The sequence below is a fragment of the Methylobacterium sp. OAE515 genome, assembly GCF_041806315.1.
Taxonomy (GTDB): domain Bacteria; phylum Pseudomonadota; class Alphaproteobacteria; order Rhizobiales; family Beijerinckiaceae; genus Methylobacterium; species Methylobacterium tardum.
The window spans coordinates 21,634-39,870 of record NZ_JBGMUV010000002.1 but is presented as its reverse complement, the minus strand read 5'-3'; the positions used below and the strand labels follow the sequence as shown (position 1 = coordinate 39,870).

The window sequence follows — 18,237 nt, the reverse complement described above, 5'->3', positions numbered from 1 at the left end:
ATGAGGCTGCTGAGCGCGCAACGAGCGCAAGCGGCTCGCATTTGATATGGAGCAAACCGGCCGCTCATGATCGGCGCGGCTTTCACCAAAATTCGCGTGAGCATCTCAGATAAATGGATCTCCGCCGGTTCGGCCCCGGATTGCTTAGAGCGGATTTGGATCAGCTTGAAGCACAAGCATCATCCTCGTCGCTGAACGAGGGCGTGCGAGATTACTGCCGGGACGAGGGCATCGTCCTCACCCGCTGCCGGCCCTACTGCAAGAACGAACAGGCCTATATCGAACAGAAGAATGGCTCGGTCGTGCGCCAGATCGTGGGCTATCGCCGCTTCGAAGGCATGACGGCCGCGCACGAACTCGCCCAGCTCTGCGCGAGGACGCGGCTGTTCGTGAACGCCTTCCGGCCCTCCTTCAAGCTGATGGACAGGGAGCGGGAGGGCGCACCGGTGCGCAAGCGCTATTATGCTCCGGCGACGCTTTGCGACCGACTGGTCGCCGATCCACGCACGAGCTCCGAGGTTCACGGTCGCGTTGAGGCTCTGCGCACCGATCTCGATCCCGTTCGCCTGCTGGCCGAGATCCGGGCGGCACAGGCGAGGTTTGATCCTCCCCTGATTTCGCGGACACGGGGAGATTAGCTCGCGGTCCGTTCGGCCTGCTCGGGCGTGAGATAGCCGAGTGCCGAATGGATGCGTTGCCGATTGTAGTAGCCCTCGATGTAAGCGAACAGATCGCGCCGCGCTTCATCCCGGGTCGCCCATCGTCGCTGATGGACGAGCTCGACCTTGAGCGTGTGGAAGAAGCTCTCCATCGGGGCGTTGTCGTAGCAGCAAGCTGTGCGGCTCATCGACGGCTTCGCCCCCATACCGGCGAGCTGCTTCCGGTAGGCCTCGGCCGCGTACTGGCTGCCGCGATCCGAGTGGCAGATCAACCCAGCGGCCGGCCGCTGCCGCTGGGCGGCCATCATCAGCGCAGCCACGCTCAGCTCGGCCCGCATATGATCGCGCATCGACCAGCCGACGATCTTGCGCGTGGCCAGATCGAGGACGGCGGCCAGGTACAGCCAGCCCTCGCCGGTTGGCAGGTAGGTGATGTCGGCCAACCAGACCGTATTTGGCCGCGCGGCCGAGAAGTCCTGCTTCAGGAGGTTTGGGGCGATCGGGAGATCGTGGCGGCTGTCGGTCGTGCAGGGCCGGAACCGACGCCCCGCCAGCGCACGAATGCCGTGTTGGCGCATGAGGCGCTCCACCCGCCCGCGGCTGACAGTCCGGCCCTCGGCCCGCAGGGCGGCATGCACGCGCGGCGCACCGTAGCGCCGATGATGGGCGGCATGGATGCGCTGGACGTCGTCCAGGAGCTGGCGGTTGGAGGCCGAGCGGGCGCTCTCAGGCCGCGACCGCCAGCCGTAGAAGCCGCTGGGTGAGACTCCGAGCACGCGGCACATGAGACGCACCGGCCAGGTCCGCGCATGCTGCTCGATGAAGGCGAAGGTCACTTGGGCATCTCCGCGAAGATGCCGATGGCTTTTTTTAGCACGTCGCGCTCCATGCGCGTGCGGTCGAGCTCACGCCGCAGCCGGGCGATCTCGGCGGCCTGATCGGACGGCGATGCGATCGGGCTTGGTGGCGAGGCGCCCGTCGATCCAGCAGACCGCGGCCCGGGTGAGGCCCCGTTCAGCGTGGCGCGCCACTGCCTCAGCATCGAGGGCTGGATCCCGAGCTCGGCCGCGACCTGCATCTGCGGCCGGCCGCTGCTCTCCAGAAGGGCGACCGCTTCGCGTTTGAACTCGGGCGTGAACTCTCGTCTCGTCTTCGCCATCCGACACCTTCCCCACTCAGCATGAGCGTATCAGAGGTGTCCGCGAAGCCGAGGGAGGATCATCGGCTGATGCAGTGTCGTTCCAGGCAGCGATGCAGCGAGGATCGCGTCAGGTGCGGGATCGTCGGCTGCAAGCCATAGAGGCAGTCGTCAAGCGGCAGCAGGGTATGCCGGCGGAAGGCGACAATGATCGCTTCCTCCTCGACGGTGAGCACGGTGGAGCGCGGTTCCTTGGGGCCCATCCGGGCATCCGCTGTGCTCGTCCGTTTGCGCCACTTCTGCACCGTCGTCGGGCTGACGCCGTAGCGCTTGGCCAGCGCTCTTACGCTCTCTTCACGTAGCTGGATCGCGCGACGGACTGCCTCCGTCGTGGTGGCGCTTCCATGAAGAACCTGGCCCATAGCGCATCCCTCGCAGCATGGTGGTCAACCGTACCACCACACCGCGGGATCAAACAGGGTTTCCAGCGCAGGAGGATCGCGATGGCACGGTTGTTCTGGCTCTCCGATGAAGCCTGGGGGCGGATCGAGCCGCACCTACCGCACGGCCAACCGGGCAAGCCCCGGGTCGACGACAGGCGGGTGATCAGCGGCATTCTGCACGTGCTGAAGGTCGGCTGCCGCTGGCAGGACACGCCCTCCACTTACGGTCCGCACACGACGGTCTACAACCGCTACAACAGGTGGTCTCAGCGCGGGATCTGGCAGCGGCTGTTCGCCAAGATCGCGGCCACGGGTCCCGTGCCAGATGAGTTGATGCTCGACGCGTCCCACGTGAAGGCCCACCGCTCGGCATCAGGCGGAAAAGGGGGGCCTGGAGCCAGGCGATCGGCCGCTCGCGGGGCGGGTTCACGAGTAAAATCCATTGCTTGGCCGATGATCGTGGCCGACCGGTCGCGTTCGCCCTGACGCCCGGCAACGTGGCCGACATCACCATGGCGCTGCCCCTGCTGTGCGCTAAGGTGCCGCCCAAGCGTCTGATCGCCGACAAGGCCTACGATGCGCAGAGCTTGAGGGATTGGCTCAAGAGCCACCGGGTGATCGCCACCATCCCGTCCACGGCCACCCGGACGGTACCCTATAAGCACAGCCAGATCGCCTACTGGCGGCGCAATCGGATCGAGCGGCTGTTTGGTCACCTCAAGAACTGGCGGCGCGTCGCGACCCGCTACGATCGCTTAGCCTGCAACTATCTGGCCGCCGTCGCGCTCGTTTCCTGTGTCATCGCATGGACCTGAATGAGGCCCCTACCTAGTGCACAGACGCCGACGAACGCACCACGTGCTTGTCTGCTAACTTACTGCCCCCGCTTCGGAATCTATGCTGGCTAGTGTATGCTTTGTCGGCGTCAGAGCAATAGCATGAAGCCCCCGTTGCCGCCGACCAATGACGAAGCACCGAGCACATCAGCAACGCACGAAAAAGCCCGCCCAGAGGTGGTCCTGGGCGGGCTTTGAGCCACTGCGTCAGCGAGACCGCACCGTGACGGACCGTCAAAAACGGACCCGGTGCAGCTCTTACGTCGCTCGACCATTGGCCGATTGCGTTCGGCAATGTAGCAAAACGGCTAAGAAACTGTTGCCGCAAGTGTGGTGTGCGACTTTTGCTTTCGGATAAGTCTTCACAAGACGGCCGAGCAGGCGGAGACTCAGCAGCTCAGTGAAAGCGATACGCAGTTGAAGTTTTGAAATCGTCTCAATTAGCTCCAGTGTGCATGCCAACGGCGATGCCAAAATCCGTAGCCGTGACGGTGCCAGCCGCCATAGCCATAACCCCATCTATGAAAACGCCTACCGACGTAACGTCCGTAGCCATAGCCCCCGTAGCGGTGGCTGTACCAGACATTCTCGACCGCTGTAGCGGCCTTCGGAACAGCTCCGATACCAATCTGCATAGCTGAAGCCGAATGCGGATGCATAAGTAGGGCGACTCCAAACAGACTAGCCGCGTAAATTGGAATTTTCATCACAAATTTACTCCAACAGAGACCGCGGAATATAGCCTCTCGACCAATCCATATATGGCCTTTGGCACCGATTAGTTTCGAGCATATGAAAAAAGGACTACAGCTGTAACTTTTTAAGTTGGAGACGAAAAAGCCCCGCGCGGCAGCACCGGCGGGGCGAAGTGAGTCTCTTGGGAAGAGAGGACCACAACATATGCTAGAGTCACCTGGTATGCCAAGGCGCGAGATGCAGATTTGCCCGTCGCTGAGCACAGAAGAACCGCCGCGTGACATCACGCACCGTCGTCGGTTTTGAGGTGACGGCTCTGCTTCTCGTGACCCGGCCCTCCAGGCTGTTCGGCACCCGGTGGCTGACGCGATGATCGCCTTCCTCGTTGCCACGCTGTCGCTCGTCGCGATCAGCACGATTGCGGGCCTGGTTCGGGAGCACGAGAGCGAGCACGGTTCGCAATGGTCCGCGATCCAGTAGGTCGCGGCCGAGATCGGTTGGCGGACTTCACTCACGTGGCGACCTGGGTGGAGTTCGTCTATGCGGCCTTCGTGATCGACGTCTTCGCCCGTCGGATTGTGGGCTGGCGTGTCTCACGCTCGGCTCGGGCAGACTTCGTGGTCGATGCTCTGGAGCAGGCTCTGCACGAGCGCCGCCCCATCGCCGACGGCGGGCTCGCCTGCCACTCGGATCGCGGATCGCAAAACGTCAGCATCCGCTACACCAAGCGCCTCACCGAGGCCGGCATCGAACCCTCCCTCGTCCGCGCCGAGGATTTCTACGACAATGCTCTCGCCGAGACGATCATCGGCCTGTTCAAGGCGGAGACGATCCATCGACGCGGGCCATGGCGCTCGTTCCAGGCCATCGAGTACGCCAAGCTCGAATGGGTAGATTGGTTCAATAACCGGCGGTTGCTCGTACCGATCGGCAAAGCCCCTCCCGGCAAGGCGGAAGCGCGCTACTATGCCCAGGCCAAGCTCCAAGTCTTGGCCGCCTGACCCAAACCAAACGGCCTCCGGGAAACCCGGAGCGGTTCACGAGCGTGTCATCGAAGCGGTCGAAGCGGTCGAAGCGGGATCGTCGCGCCGGCAAGCGGCCGAGCGCTTCGGTGTCGGGAAGGCCAGCGCGATCCGGTGGCACGCGCGCTGCCGGGACGCGCGTGAGATCGCCCCCAAGCCCGTGGGCAGCGACCGGTCGCCGCCCGCCATCGAGGCTCATGCCGAGACGATCCTAGAGATCTGCCGCGAGCATCCGCAGATTTTCCTGCGGGAACTACGCGACAGGCTGGCCCAGCAGGGTGCCCGAACCAGCACAAGCGGGCTGTGGCGGTTCTTCGGTCGCCACGGCATCACCCGTAAAAAGGGGCTCTTCATGCAGACGAGCAGCAGCGCGAGGACGTGAGGGCGGCCCGGGACGCTTGGCTCGACGGCCAACTCGATCTCGATCCGGACAGCCTCGTCTTCATCGACGAGACCGCTGCCGCCACCAACTTGGTGCGGCCCTATGGCCGATCCCTACGGGGCGAGCGCTGCCGCATCTCCGCTCCGCACGGGCACTACAAGACCACCACCGTCACCGCCGCCCTGCGCACGAGCGGCCTCGTCGCCACCACCTTGTTCGACGGAGCGACGAACGGCGGGCGCTTCCTGGCTTACGTCACCGATACCCTGGTCCCGGTGCTGAAGCGCGGCGACACGGTCATTCTCGACAACCTGAACGTCCACAAGGTGGCCGGCGTGCGGAAGGCCATCGAGGCGGCCGGTGCGCGTCTGCTCTACCTCCCGGCCTACAGCCCGGATTTCAACCCGATCGAGCAAGCCTTTGCCAAGCTGAAGGCGCTCCTGCGAACGCCCGCCGCGCGCACGGTGCCAGACCTCTGGGCCGCCATCCGAGAAGCCTTCAAGGCCTTCCGCCCGCACGAATGCCGAAACTACGTCGCCGCTGCCGGATACGATGCCTTCGACCCAACATGACCGGCAACGGCTCTAACGGCGGCCTGGGCAACGTTTGCACGAGGTCCCCAGGCCGCCTGCCGCAGGGCCAGTTGAGGCGGGCCTTGGCGACGCGTCTACAAGAAGACACCCATGTTACGCCGAAATTACCGGTTGCATTGTGATTTGTTTCAACTGTAACCTCGATCCGCACCTTTGAACCGGCGATAGAAGTTTTCGTATAGAGACTACCACCGCAAGATGCGCATCGACCGTAGGGGCTGTCATCACCTGAAGTCATGATTACGGCGGCGAGGCAGAGAACGCGGGCGAAACTGGCGGCAGTCTTCTCATAGCGCGTGGCAACCGCGCGCCATTCCTTAAGCCGTGCCCCGAGCCGCTCGACGATGTTGCGGTTGGTGTAGATCCAGTCCGGGTATCGCGCGGGAGCTTCGATGCACTTGGACGGGTTGGCGGGTTCCGCCTTGGTGTCTCGGACGTGCTACCGGAAGCGGTGGCTGGTTGCCCCGATCAGCCACGATCCATCCCGGAACGCCCGGCTGGTGATCGAGCAAGGGTCGCGCGTGCGGCAGTTCATGGGCCTGCCCCGGCGCAATCCGAAAGGCGATCGCGTGGCCTGCGCCGTCAGCGATCACGCAAGCCTTGATCCCTGTCTGGATGCGAGACCTCCTTGGCGCCTGCGGCCACCTTGAGGGCTTTCGGGATTGCCTCCGGGTCCGGCGGTTTGGTGACGGGCTTGGCGAGCTCAGGCTTCGCCTTCAGCCGCTCGCGCAGGACTATGTCCGGTGAGCGGCCTTTCGCGCGATCTGGCTCCATGCTCATCGCTTCCCCGAAGCAGCGACTATCCAGGCACGCGCCTCAGCCATTCGCTCATCCTCGGTACGCATCCGCATGTCAGTAGCCACTGCTTCCACGATAAGTCTTGTCACCCATCCATTTAGGCCACGCTCACGGGCGAATTGGGCAAGACGACACATCATGCGCTGCACTTCAGGCCGATCGGGTTTGATGTTGCTATTTGCTGCTCTGATCATGCGCATCAATTCACGGGCAGCCCAACAGGATTGCGGCCTGAGCCATATTCGCTTCCAGGCGGGCTGATCCTCGAAGGTTACAACCGCGACCGCTCGCCCGCCAGTGTGGGCCGCGGACGTGACGACGCCGGGATGCTGCGTCGGGATCGAAGCGACGTGCGTCGGGGCATCCTTCGTTCAACATGCTCGGCCTACTGGTCGGGCGCCGGTGAAGCGCTGCCAGCCGCGACATGCCTTGGTTATCTTCGGGACGTAGCGAGCCGCGGAAGGATCCCGGCACCTTCCCCGGCAGTTCCTGCGGTCGTCATCCCGAAGCCTACAAACGATGCTATGTGGTCTTCTGGGCAAAACTCTGGTGCCAGGCAGCTCATTTGCTATCGTGGCCGGTACAAAGGCGACAGAAATTGGGGCGCCCGGCATCCTCACGGAGGGTTGGGCGGCTGTCATGCCGGCATGCCTCACAGCAGTCTTGGTTCGTTGCCGAGGCGCCGATATCGATAATGGCTTGTATTTTCCAATCTGCAGTGCGGCAGGGGCCGCCGACAACTGTTCATTGGCTTAGCTCGATCCGTGGTGGCATCGTGCGCTTTGGTAGTAATGCGACGATTACGGCGAGCGCACCAACTATCGCAGCCAAGATGAGGTACTTATCGCTGTAAGTCATGATGTCGGCCTGCTGCTGAACTGCTCGCGCAAACCTCGCGAGGCCACCCGACGTTCGTACCATGTCGTCAGTCAGCACCGGCGGCTCCCGGCGCAGCACCTCGGCCGCCTGAGCGGTGCGCCATCGGTCGAGCCCTGCCTGATCGGCGATGCGATTGTAATGCAAATTGCCACGCCACCGCTGGATAAGGCCGATAAGCCAGATCCCCACCCCTTCGCCAATTGACCGAACGAAATTGAAGTTCGCCGAAGCGAACGGCCCCTCCTCCTTCTTCTTGACCGTGTTTGTGGCCAGCAGAAGCAGCGGCATGACAACCATCGCCTGACCTGCAGACTGAAGAACCTGCCACGGGTAAAACTGCGCCGCGTACCACATGCCGTCGACATTAGATGCGCCGACGCAGCCAAGGACGATGCAACCGACACCCAGCACGGTGACGAGGCGCGCGTCGACTTCCTCTCGGTCCAGTAGCAGCGCTAGCAGGGGCAGCCAAAGCAGCTGGAGGGCTGCCACCTCTAGGGTCACAAGATGGGCCTGCAGCGGCCGGAAGCCCTGGACCTGTATGAGGAAGTTGACGGGCACGGGCCCAGCCGCCTGCGTGGTCACGATGAATAGAAATAGCGCCACGAGGCCGTAGCAAAAATTTCGACGGCCAAGCAGCTGGATTTTCAGGAAAGGTAGGGGATGGTGCCACTCGTTCACCACGAGCAGCGGCAGGCAAACCGCACTCACAAGGGCGAGCACGCATATGGTAGGGGAGTTGAACCAGTCGAATCGGTCGCCTTGGTAGAGCATCGTGATCAGCGAGCCGCCCCCGACGGCGATCAGCACGACCGCGCGCCAATCGAATTGTTCGAAACGTCCGTATTGCGGTTCGTCCGGCGGGAAGCCGTACCAGGCCAGCAAGAACCCTACGGCACAGCCCGGAACGGCTTGATAGAACACGAAATCCCAGGCTAGCACGTCCTGCCAGAAGGCGACCACGCTGGCGGCCAGATAGGGGACGAAGGTCGCCGTCAAAGCGTAGAGAGCCAGTCCGTAAATGCGTTGGGTTGGTGGGAGCAGGGCCAGTGAAACGCTTAAGAGGATCGGCGTCATGAGGCCGCCTGCGAAACCCTGCAGTACACGCAGAGCGTAGAACGCTTCGACGTTCGGGCTGAACGGCAGAAGCGCGCTGGTCGCACCGACAAACGCGATAACGATGAGCGCCCAACGGCGGACCGTTAGGGTGGGAATGAACCATGCAGAGATGGCCATGCCCAACGGCTGGGCGGAGAGGTAAAGGCTCTCGATCCACGTTCCAGCGTCGTGGCCGATGCCCAGTGCGCCTTGCAACTCGGGCAGTGCTACAGCGGTGACGACGTCGTTAGTATCGCTGATCAAGACAGAGAGTAGCACACCTGCCAAGCCGAATAGTGGTCGGGTGCTCATGGGCCGTCCGCCGCTCGCCAGGTGAAACGTCTTGAGGTCCGATCCCGCCCATTCCACGTAGGCAAGGCGGCGATCATAGAGCTGGTCCGGGCGCTATCCCATCGAGCAGCGTCGCGGGCGCGAGTGGCGGTCCGACGACGGGTGGCGGCCGTGGGGTCGCATTAGGCGTGTCTGCGACGTCCCAGCCGCCGCCAAGCACTCGGTACAGCCGCACCAAATCCGTCGTGATAAGTACGTCCGCCTCTGCAAGGTCGTTCTGGCTCTGCAGTAGTTGCGCCAGCGTCGTATTGACGTTGAGGAAGTCGGCCGCCCCCTCGACGTAGCGCTGGCGCGCGGCCGCCACGGCGATCGCGTTCTGCGCAACCGCCCGGGCGAGCTCGGAGCGGCGGTGCTGGGCCTGCGTGTAGGCCGTACGTGCGTCGTCTACCTGCTGCCAAGCGGCGAGTACCGTTTGCTGGAAACGTACCGCCGCCTCACGCTGTTCGGACTCGCGCAAAGCCAACGTGCCCTTCAGACGGCCGCCCTCGAAAAGCGGGATCGTCACCGAGGGGCCAATCTGCCAAGCACTAGAAGCGAGGGTAAACAGGCGACCGAGAGTCAAGGACTGCACGTCGACCATGCCCGTAAGCGATACGCTGGGGTAGAAGCTCGCAACGGCGACGCCGGTCTGCGCGACCGCTACTCGTAGCCTCGCTTCCGCCTCTCGTACGTCAGGACGCCGCGCCACGAGTTCAACCGGCAGACCGATAGGCACGACACGTGGCACGCGCGGTACCAGTCGCGGCGGCTTGAGCTGCGCCTGCAACGCGCGGGGTGCCTCGCCGAGCAGTAACCCAACCGCGTTGATGAGGGACGCTTCTTGAGTAAGCAGCGGCGGCAGGCTGGCAGCGATAGTTGCTTGCTGCGCACGGGCCTGGGCGAGGTCGAGGGTGTTGGCCGCGCCGTTTGCAAAGCGGGTCTGCACCAGCGCGATGTTCTGTTCGGCGACTCCAAGATTACGACGGGCGATGGCCAATCGGACCTGGGCACCACGCAGCTGAAGGTAGCACTGCGTGAGTTCTGCCAGCGCGGCCAGCGTGATCCCGTGCCGCGCCTCGACCGACGCCAAAGTCTGCGCGTCGGCGGCCTCAACCGCTTGGCGGATGCGGCCGAAGAAATCGAGCTCCCACGAAGCCGAGAGCCCCTCGTTGTAGAGCGTGAAGTCGGGCTTGGAGCCCGGAGCGGGCTGGAGCAGCTTGACTAGGCCGTCGGGGCTCAGCCGCAGATACGACTCTTGGGACGCGCCAGCGGTCCGCGGTAAGGCCTGCGCGGCGACCACCTGAGTCTGCGCCGCGCTCTGGAGAATGCGCTCGTAGGCAGAGCGCACGTCGAGGTTGTCCGTAGCGACGCGCTCGGCTAGGTCGGCGAGCATGGGATCACGGAAGCTACGCCACCAGCGCAAATCGACTGCCTCGTCGCCCTGGCGGATCGGCCGCAGGACTTTCGTCTCCGGTCCCCAACGCTCGGGGGCGACAATAACAGGCGGCTGGTAGGCCGGACCGACGACACAGCCCATAGGCCCGAACGCGGCAAACAGGCTGATCGCAGTAGCCCTAAGGGGAGCAAGGGAGTCATGTCCCAATATGCAGCCAACGGGAAGACTCATCGATCCGTCACCCCACGGACAGAACGCGTCTGCTCGCCGGTGACATCCTCTAGGCCGGTGTGAATCGTGGCCTCGACAGAAAATCCCACGCGCAGAAGCTTGGCTAACGGCTGGCCTGGGTCGATGTCGATGCGGACTGGGAGGCGCTGGACGATCTTGGTAAAGTTGCCAGTAGCATTGTTGGGCGGGATAGGAGAGAAAGCCGCCCCGCTTGCCGCCGGTATTGCGTTGACCCGTCCGCGCAAGGTAATGTTGTAGGCATCAACGTGGATGGTAGCGATTTGTCCGGTACGGACGTGCTTAAGCTCGACTTCCCGGTAGTTGGCATTGACGTAGACCTGTTGAAGCGGCACCAACGTCATTATCGTTGAACCGGGTGACACAACATTTCCAAGTTGGACGGAGCGTTCGGCCACCATACCGTCGATGGGGGCGAGGATGCGTGTGTAGCTGAGGTTGAGCTGAGCCTGCTTCAGACGAGCTTGATCCGCTTTGATCGTCGCATCGAAGGCAGATTTCTGCCTCCTGAGCACCTCCAGCTGACGGCGATTGGCTTCGAACTGCGCCTGCGCCGCGCGAAGGGCTGCTTGGCTAGCTTTAAGCGCTGCGCCGGTTTGCTGACGCTGCTGGCCAGTCCCAGCTCCTGTCACAGCAAGATTTTCATACCGGCGCGCGTCGAGTTCGGCGAAGCCGAGGCGCGCCCGCGCCGCATCTATTTCGGCCGCAGCCTGGTCGATGAGCGCTGGCTGTCGATCGATGTTAGCCGCTACATCCGCAGATTGAGCTTGGTCGCGTTCCAGCTGAGCCTCGGCTGCTGCAACTGCGGTCTCGTAGTCGCGCGGATCGAGCTGGGCGAGGAGGGCCCCCTCAACAACGTAATCATCGTCGTCTACCGAGACCAGCATTACCTGTCCGGACACACGGGGGGCTACCGTTGCATAGTGCACACGAATGTATGCGTCGTCGGTCCATACATCCGGTTTGGGCCGGAAGATTAGAAACAGAATAGCGCCTATGCTGATAGCGACAATCAAAGCCGCTGCGATCAGCGGCCAGCGGCGGGTGGTGAAATCAGTCCGCGACTCATTTTCGGTGCTCTTTTCTGAACGTTGATTGGCTTTGTTACTCTGATCAACTCCACGGTCACTTGAGCCGCCTGAACCCTGCACATCATCATTATGCGGCAGCCGGAACACCTGCTTCTCACCATCTCTCGTGGCACAATCGTGTTGAACGTCCTCCGTCACGTCATTCCTCGACGACGCATCTTGATTACGACGATCGACGATCCCTTTCGTCTCAGACATCGGACCGGTGCTCCCCAGAACTCGCACCGCCGGTTCGGAAGCCCCCATCAGCCAGTCGTTGCAACAGTTCGGCCACGGCTTGAACGACACTGTCCGCCGGATCCCAGGGGCCGGCCATGACGAAGTCAGCGGCCGGCGACGGGGGAAGACCGCTTTCTGGCCCGATCTCCTTCACGCCGCACATCGGCATCGAACGCGGTCCAATGCATAGACCCAAACCGCTCTGTAGCGCAGCCTCGATGCCAGCAAGGCCAACGCCTTCGAACCTAATTCGCCATGTGCGGCCGTTCGCGCGCAGCAGGTCGAGGATTGCAGGCCGGAGTGGATTTGGCGAAATAGGGACCACAAGCGGCACTGGGTCCATGACAGCCGAGGCGAAGCGGGGATGGCCATACCAGACCTGCTCATCGCGCCAGAGCTTTCGCGCATCGGGGTAACGGTCCCACTGGCGCATGACAACTAAGTCCGCAGCGCGGTTGTCGATCGCTTCAGCGAGCATGTCATAGCTTCCGGCAAGCACGCGGAGCTCGACCCTCGGCAATCCGGCAGAGAGCAGCCCGAGAAACGATGGGAGAGCAGTCCGGCAGAAATCCTCGCCCATGCCGACGCAAATCTTGCGCGTATTTCCGGTCACTCCGAAATGGCTTTTAAAATCCTCGGCGATAGCCTTCATCGCCATAGCGTACTTGATAACGATTTCGCACTCGCTAGTTGGCTCAACCCCGCGCCTATTCCGCCGGAAGAGACTAAGTCCCGCCAGCCCTTCCAACCGTTTGATCTGCTGACTAATCGACGACTTCGTGACTCCGAGCTTGTCGGCTGCTGCCGAGAAACTGCCTGTCTCAATGACGGTTGTCAGGAGATGAACTTGCTCTCTTTCTAACAGCGCTTCTACGTTCATATGGCTCAAAAGCTTTGCCCGCAACTATGCGCCCCGGATGCACCGACAGACGCGCCGAGTCCAATGAAAACTATCTGCATCGTTTTCCCATACCGACAACCAAGAATAAGATCCAGACTTATTTAGTCAACCTAATACTGAACGGCTGGGTTAAGTTGAACCTTAACGCAGCCATTCGAGATTTCTGGCCGGCTCAAGCTGCCAAGCAGGATGGCGCCCTACGAACTGAGGTACGATCCCGATGTTGCGACCATTCATCTGCGCTCACTTGCTCTCGACCCTTCCCAACGATGCGAGTGTGCGCAAAAGCGGCGATACATGGCCGACTATGCGGTGAAATTGGCAGATTTAGCCGCGATTCTTTGGTTGATGCCTCTACTGAGGAAGCGTAGCTAAAGGCCGCGTCGGCGGAGCAACTTTGTTTCGGATGCGTCATCACGGCGAGATGCCGCTCTGTACGTTCATCGAATTTATTCATGGAAGCGTAGCCGAGGCATCGGCTTTGCGACCATGCTCCACTAGCTCTGTATGATACACCACGTTATGATACAGAGCGGCTTAGTAAACCTCCTTGCCAAAATTTTGACAACACCTATTTAGCTAATCAAATATAGATCCTCGAACTTGATCGGGGCACAAAAAGGGGAGGATTTGAGCCGAGCCGTCCAGATGTTCGGCAACGCGATCTATGTAAAAGGAACCAGCTGTGAAAAATACGATCATTAAGCTGAGCATGGCCGCTGCAACGTTCGCCGCAGTATGCTCTGCCCATGCTGCACCCGCTCGAAATGTGGTACTGGTGCATGGCGCCTTTACCGACGAGACTAGTTGGAACAAAGTCGCTGGGCTGCTGCGTCAGAAGGGCTACCACGTCACCCTAGTCTCCGATCCTCTTACCTCTTTGGAAGATGACGTCGCCGCGACCCGTAAGGCAATCGCAGCTCAGGATGGCCCGACTGTGCTGGTAGGGCACAGCTGGGGGGGTGTTGTCATCGGGGAGGCCGGAAACGACTCCAAAGTCTCCGCACTCGTTTATGTGGCCGCCTACGCGCCTGATCGAGGCGAAAGCTTACAAGATCTATCTAAGGATGCACCTGCGACACCAGGTCAAAAAGCGCTGCGACCAGATGCGCGCGGTTACCTATCAATAGATCCCGACGCATTGCCGGCTGTGTTCGCGGGCGACCTGCCAAAGAGCGAAGGCAAGACCTTAGTGGCGCACCAGCTGCCGCTTAACGGAGCCGTATTCAAGTCTAAAGCGCAGGTCGCGGCCTGGCACGACAAACCAACGTTTTACGCGATTTCTGCTGACGACCAGATGCTGTCGCCTCAGGCAGAGAGCATGTTCGCTCACCGCATGAACGCACAAATCATTACAGTGCAGTCGAGTCACGCGTCGCCGGTATCACACCCTGCAGAAATCGCCGCACTGATTGAACGCGCCGCGCAATAAGGGGCGCACTGTCGAGTTCGACTTAGCAGTTGTGTCTCCATTATCCTAATGCAGGAGACACGGACAAAGGTGCGTGAAGCCTACGTCAATTCATGAGGCCGTAGGGCAAATACACGCACCTTTTTTCCTTTCTTACATCTCAATCATTTTCAGGACTTGCGCGAGTGACGGCAAGAATATTCAGCTGACACATACTATACATGGCAGACGGCGTATGCAAACAACACTCCAACAAGACATAATACCGCCGCTCATTCCATCCATAATTCATCAAAAATGTGCGCGTTTGCGCATATGCGCTTTCAAATTTACGATGAAATTAATTTGAAATTATATTATTGATCATGTTATGGCATAATTGTTACATTATCATCTCATATTCCCAGTGAATACAGTCTTCGAAATCAGTTTTTGAATGATTGCGAGACGCTAAAAGTGGAGATTTCGGAATTCATATTTTAGATCGAAGCCTAGTTTTATTTGGCCAGGACCGAAAAACTCCTTTTAATCGGTAAAACTGAGAGGTCAGCTATGCGGCCAAATCACTCAATGCATCCGCTCTCCGCTAAAACCCCGATTGGTCTTTCTGCGGCGGGAATGCGTCGCGAGACGGATTCGATGGGCGGGATCGACGTTCCGGCAGACCGCTACTGGGGAGCGCAGACCCAGCGCTCGCTCCAGCATTTCGCGATCGGCAACGATCGCATGCCCAAGCGGGTCTACCACGCCTACGGCTACGTTAAGAAGGCCGCCGCCCTGGTCAACGCCGCCGCCGGGCGCCTGGAGGACTGGCGCGCGCAGGCCATCGTCCAGGCCGCCGACGAGGCGATCGCGGGCAAGCTCGACGCGAACTTCCCGCTCTACGTCTGGCAGACCGGCTCCGGGACCCAGTCCAACATGAACGTCAACGAGGTGCTGTCGAACCGCGCGATCCAGCTCCTCGGCGGTGAGCTCGGTTCCAAGAGCCCGGTCCACCCGAACGACCACGTCAACATGGGCCAGTCGTCGAACGACACCTTCCCGACCGCGATGCACATCGCCACGGTCCTGGAGCTCGACGAGGTCCTCCTCCCGCAGGCGCACGCGCTCGCCGACGCAATCGACGCCAAGGCACAGGCTTGGATGGACGTGGTCAAGATCGGCCGGACCCACCTCCAGGACGCGACCCCGCTGACGGTCGGCCAGGAATGGTCGGGCTACGTGGCGCAGATGCGCGACGCGCTGGCCCTGGTCGAGGCGTCGCGCGCTGGGCTGTACAAGCTCGCGGCCGGCGGCACCGCGGTCGGCACCGGCCTCAACGCGCCGGAGGGCTTCAGCGCCGAGATCGCCGCCAAGATCGCCGAACTCACCGGCAGGCCGTTCGTCACGGCGCCGAACAAGTTCGCCGCGCAAGGGTCGCTGGACGCCATGGTCGCCGCCATGGCGGCGGTGCGCGGGCTCGCGGTCGCGCTGATGAAGATCGCCAACGACATGCGCTGGCTCGCCTCGGGCCCGCGCTGCGGCCTCGGCGAGCTGCTTCTGCCCGCCAACGAGCCGGGCTCCTCGATCATGCCCGGCAAGGTCAACCCGACCCAGTGTGAGGCCCTGGTGATGGTCTGCATCCAGGTGATCGGCGAGGACAACGCGGTCGCCTTCGCGGGTTCGCAGGGCAACTTCGAGCTGAACGCGATGCGCCCGATCATCATCAACAACACGCTGCATTCGATCCGCGTGCTGGGCGATGCCTGTGAGAAGTTCCGGACCTTCTCGGTCGAGGGCACCGAACTCAATCGGAAGCGCATCGACGAGACCGTGAACCAGTCGCTGATGCTGGTGACCGCCCTGTCGCCGGTGATCGGCTACGACCTCGCCTCCAAGATTGCCCACCGTGCCAGCGATGAAGGTACGACGCTGCGCGAGGCCGCCCTGGCCGAAGGCGTTCCGGCCGAGCGCTTCGACGCGGTCTGCGATCCGAAGGCGATGATCGGTCATGGGCTGGCCGGTGCCTAAGTGCTCCACTCCTCGTCTGTTCCACTGATCTGTTGATGTGAGGCTGCGAAATGCGCGTCCTTCTAGTCGTTGCTCTCCTTCTGACCGCCATCGAGGCTCAAGCTCAGACGGACCGGACCGGGACGGGCGGCGGTCCGCTCTCGACCGAAACGGCCCCGAACACGACGACGACCGGCACGACGATGCCGCCTGACCGCGCAGCAAGTCCGACAGCGACCGAGCACCCCGACCGTCCCACACGCGAGGAACGCGCGATGGACCGGATCGACGACAGCATCTGCATCGGTTGCGAACCGAAGTGACCTAGACGGATCGGCGTCAGCGCATATTGGAGAGAGAACGATGGCTACTAAAGTGGCGGACCTGTTCGTCCGGGCGCTGGCGCAGGCTGGGGTTAGGCGCATCTACGGCGTGGTCGGCGACAGCCTGAACGGTCTCACCGAGTCTCTGCGCCAGGACGGCTCGATCGCCTGGATCCACACCCGCCACGAGGAGAGCGCCGCCTTCGCGGCCGGCGCCGAGGCGCACATGACCGGCGAACTCGCGGTCTGCGCCGGCTCCTGCGGGCCGGGCAACCTGCACCTGATCAACGGCCTGTTCGACGCGCACCGCTCCCGCGTGCCCGTTCTGGCCATCGCGGCCCAGATCCCCTCGGCGGAGATCGGCCGGGGCTACTTTCAGGAGACGCATCCGCAGAACCTGTTCCAGGAATGCAGCCACTACTGCGAGCTGGTCTCCTCGCCGGCCCAGCTGCCCGGCGTGATCGAGACCGCGATCCGCGTCGCCATCGCCGAGCGCGGGGTCGCCGTGGTGGTGATCCCGGGCGATGTCGGCCTCATGGCCATGCCGGGCGGGGCGCCCGAGCTGTCCGCCGCCTTGGTGCCGCCCCCGGCCATGGTACGCCCGCACGACGCCGACCTCGACGCGCTCGCCGGGATGCTCAACGCGGCCGGGCGCGTGACCCTGTTCTGCGGACGCGGCTGCGCCGGCGCCCACGCGGAGCTGCTGCAGCTCGCCGAGGCGCTGAAGGCGCCGGTCGTCCACGCGCTCGGCGGCAAGGAGCACGTCGAGTGGGACAATCCCTACGACGTCGGCATGACCGGCCTGATCGGCTTCTCGTCGGGCTACCGGGCGATGCTCGACTGCGACACCCTGCTGCTGCTCGGCACCGGCTTCCCCTACCGCCAGTTCTACCCGGAGGACGCCAAGGTCGCGCAGGTCGACCTGCGGGCCGAGAGCCTCGGGCGCCATTGCCGGATCGATCTCGGCCTGATCGGCGATGTCGGCGAGACGATCGCGGCGCTGCTCCCGAAGCTGCGGGCGAAGACCGACCGGGCGCATCTCAACGACAGCCTTGCCCATTACCGCAAGGCCCGCGCCGGGCTCGACGCCCTGGCGGTCGGCAAGCCCGGCGGCAAGATCCACCCGCAATACGTCGCCCAAACGCTCAGCGAGGCGGCCTCCGAGGACGCGGTCTTCACCTTCGACGTCGGCACGCCGACGATCTGGGCGGCGCGCTACCTCGCGATGAACGGCAAACGCCGGCTGATCGGCTCGCTCAACCACGGCTCCATGGCCAACGCCCTTCCGCAGGCGATCGGCGCGCAGGCGGCCTATCCCGGGCGGCAGATCATCTCGTTCTCCGGCGACGGCGGCTTCGCCATGCTGATGGGCGACCTGCTGACCCTCAACCAGCACAGGCTGCCGGTGAAGATCGTAGTGCTGAACAACGGCACCCTCGGTTTCGTCGAGCTGGAGATGAAGGCCGCGGGCTTCCTCGAGACCGGCGTCGAGCTGGTGAACCCGGACTTCGCCGCCATGGCCCGCGGGGCCGGGATCCACGCCCAGCGCGTCGAGGATCCGGCCGCGCTGCCGGACGCGATGCGCGCGATGCTTGACCACGACGGCCCAGCCCTCCTCGACGTCGTCTCGGCCCGCCAGGAACTAGCGATGCCGCCGGAAATCGGGGCCGAGCAGGTAGTGGGTTTCGGGTTGTGGCTCGCCAAGGCGGTGATCGACGGGCGCGGGACCGAGATCATCGACCTCGCCAAGACCAACCTGTGGCGCTGAAGCGCCCTTCCGAAGC

Annotated in this window: 12 protein-coding genes and 3 pseudogenes; 7 read left to right on the top strand and 8 right to left on the bottom strand. The window is 62.7% G+C overall.

Annotated elements, in window-relative coordinates; translation table 11 throughout:
- Positions 1 to 113: 113 nt before the first annotated feature.
- The gene (locus tag ABIE45_RS30375) at positions 114 to 638 is read left to right on the top strand and encodes a hypothetical protein (protein ID WP_192711793.1); all 525 of its coding nucleotides are present in this window, start codon (positions 114 to 116) and stop codon (positions 636 to 638) included.
- Here the strand turns inward: ABIE45_RS30375 and ABIE45_RS30370 are convergent.
- Together ABIE45_RS30370 and ABIE45_RS30365 are read right to left on the bottom strand one after the other, a co-directional pair.
- Positions 635 to 1,818 (bottom strand): IS3 family transposase gene (locus ABIE45_RS30370; RefSeq protein WP_373622916.1). Its coding sequence is split into 2 segments (ribosomal slippage): positions 635 to 1,521 and positions 1,521 to 1,818, totalling 1,185 coding nucleotides; the frame shifts between segments, so codons are not numbered across the junction. The two genes, ABIE45_RS30375 and ABIE45_RS30370, sit on opposite strands and share 4 nt — an antisense overlap.
- A gap of 62 nt (positions 1,819 to 1,880) precedes the next feature.
- Positions 1,881 to 2,219: pseudogene (locus ABIE45_RS30365) on the bottom strand (helix-turn-helix domain-containing protein); the annotation flags it as partial.
- Between the two features lie 81 nt (positions 2,220 to 2,300).
- Here ABIE45_RS30365 and ABIE45_RS30360 point away from each other — a divergent pair.
- The 3 genes and pseudogenes from ABIE45_RS30360 (at position 2,301) to ABIE45_RS30350 (ending at position 5,748) form a co-directional block, all read left to right on the top strand.
- Positions 2,301 to 3,055 (top strand): IS5 family transposase gene (locus tag ABIE45_RS30360; protein ID WP_373622915.1). Its coding sequence is split into 2 segments (ribosomal slippage): positions 2,301 to 2,672 and positions 2,675 to 3,055, totalling 753 coding nucleotides; the frame shifts between segments, so codons are not numbered across the junction.
- 1,214 nt (positions 3,056 to 4,269) lie between these two features.
- A pseudogene (locus ABIE45_RS30355) lies at positions 4,270 to 4,773 on the top strand (DDE-type integrase/transposase/recombinase); the annotation flags it as partial.
- A gap of 49 nt (positions 4,774 to 4,822) precedes the next feature.
- Positions 4,823 to 5,748, top strand: a protein-coding gene (locus ABIE45_RS30350; RefSeq protein WP_373622939.1) for an IS630 family transposase whose coding sequence is annotated in 2 segments (ribosomal slippage) — positions 4,823 to 5,144 and positions 5,144 to 5,748 — 927 coding nt in all. Because the reading frame shifts where the segments join, the coding sequence is not laid out codon by codon here.
- A gap of 259 nt (positions 5,749 to 6,007) precedes the next feature.
- On the opposite strand, the pseudogene ABIE45_RS30345 reads toward ABIE45_RS30350, so the two are convergent.
- From ABIE45_RS30345 to ABIE45_RS30320, 6 genes and pseudogenes are all read right to left on the bottom strand, one after another.
- Positions 6,008 to 6,377: pseudogene (locus ABIE45_RS30345) on the bottom strand (transposase); the annotation flags it as partial.
- Positions 6,352 to 6,549 (bottom strand): hypothetical protein, encoded by a 198-nt coding sequence (locus ABIE45_RS30340; protein WP_192711539.1) that lies wholly within the window; start codon positions 6,547 to 6,549, stop codon positions 6,352 to 6,354. The gene ABIE45_RS30340 and the pseudogene ABIE45_RS30345, both read right to left, overlap by 26 nt.
- A gap of 762 nt (positions 6,550 to 7,311) precedes the next feature.
- Complete coding sequence (locus ABIE45_RS30335; protein WP_192711523.1) at positions 7,312 to 8,856, bottom strand: MFS transporter; 1,545 nt, start codon at positions 8,854 to 8,856, stop codon at positions 7,312 to 7,314.
- Between the two features lie 73 nt (positions 8,857 to 8,929).
- Positions 8,930 to 10,501, bottom strand: coding sequence for an efflux transporter outer membrane subunit (locus ABIE45_RS30330; protein ID WP_192711524.1), 1,572 nt, complete (start codon positions 10,499 to 10,501; stop codon positions 8,930 to 8,932).
- Entirely contained in the window at positions 10,498 to 11,808 is a 1,311-nt protein-coding gene (locus ABIE45_RS30325) for an HlyD family secretion protein (protein ID WP_192711525.1), read from the bottom strand. The genes ABIE45_RS30330 and ABIE45_RS30325 overlap by 4 nt, the downstream gene beginning before the upstream one ends.
- A complete protein-coding gene (locus tag ABIE45_RS30320) occupies positions 11,801 to 12,709 on the bottom strand; it encodes a LysR family transcriptional regulator (RefSeq protein ID WP_192711526.1) in 909 nt (302 codons plus the stop codon). The genes ABIE45_RS30325 and ABIE45_RS30320 overlap by 8 nt, the downstream gene beginning before the upstream one ends.
- Before the next feature lie 706 nt (positions 12,710 to 13,415).
- Between ABIE45_RS30320 and ABIE45_RS30315 the strand changes: the two genes are divergently transcribed.
- The 3 genes from ABIE45_RS30315 (at position 13,416) to poxB (ending at position 18,221) form a co-directional block, all read left to right on the top strand.
- A complete protein-coding gene (locus ABIE45_RS30315) occupies positions 13,416 to 14,162 on the top strand; it encodes an alpha/beta hydrolase (protein ID WP_192711527.1) in 747 nt (248 codons plus the stop codon).
- Between the two features lie 531 nt (positions 14,163 to 14,693).
- Positions 14,694 to 16,151 (top strand): class II fumarate hydratase, encoded by a 1,458-nt coding sequence (fumC, locus tag ABIE45_RS30310; protein WP_373622914.1) that lies wholly within the window; start codon positions 14,694 to 14,696, stop codon positions 16,149 to 16,151.
- Positions 16,152 to 16,493: 342 nt separating this feature from the next.
- Positions 16,494 to 18,221: a ubiquinone-dependent pyruvate dehydrogenase gene (gene poxB / locus ABIE45_RS30305; protein WP_192711529.1), complete on the top strand. Its 1,728-nt coding sequence runs from the start codon at positions 16,494 to 16,496 to the stop codon at positions 18,219 to 18,221.
- Positions 18,222 to 18,237 lie beyond the last annotated feature (16 nt).

Coding starts and splice junctions, on each gene's coding strand:
- ABIE45_RS30375 (WP_192711793.1), top strand. CDS start 114: ATGGATCTCCGCCGGTTCGGCCCCGGATTGCTTAGAGCGGATTTGGAT.
- ABIE45_RS30320 (WP_192711526.1), bottom strand. CDS start 12,709: ATGAACGTAGAAGCGCTGTTAGAAAGAGAGCAAGTTCATCTCCTGACA.
- ABIE45_RS30335 (WP_192711523.1), bottom strand. CDS start 8,856: ATGAGCACCCGACCACTATTCGGCTTGGCAGGTGTGCTACTCTCTGTC.
- ABIE45_RS30340 (WP_192711539.1), bottom strand. CDS start 6,549: ATGAGCATGGAGCCAGATCGCGCGAAAGGCCGCTCACCGGACATAGTC.
- fumC (WP_373622914.1), top strand. CDS start 14,694: ATGCGGCCAAATCACTCAATGCATCCGCTCTCCGCTAAAACCCCGATT.
- ABIE45_RS30325 (WP_192711525.1), bottom strand. CDS start 11,808: ATGTCTGAGACGAAAGGGATCGTCGATCGTCGTAATCAAGATGCGTCG.
- poxB (WP_192711529.1), top strand. CDS start 16,494: ATGGCTACTAAAGTGGCGGACCTGTTCGTCCGGGCGCTGGCGCAGGCT.
- ABIE45_RS30330 (WP_192711524.1), bottom strand. CDS start 10,501: ATGAGTCTTCCCGTTGGCTGCATATTGGGACATGACTCCCTTGCTCCC.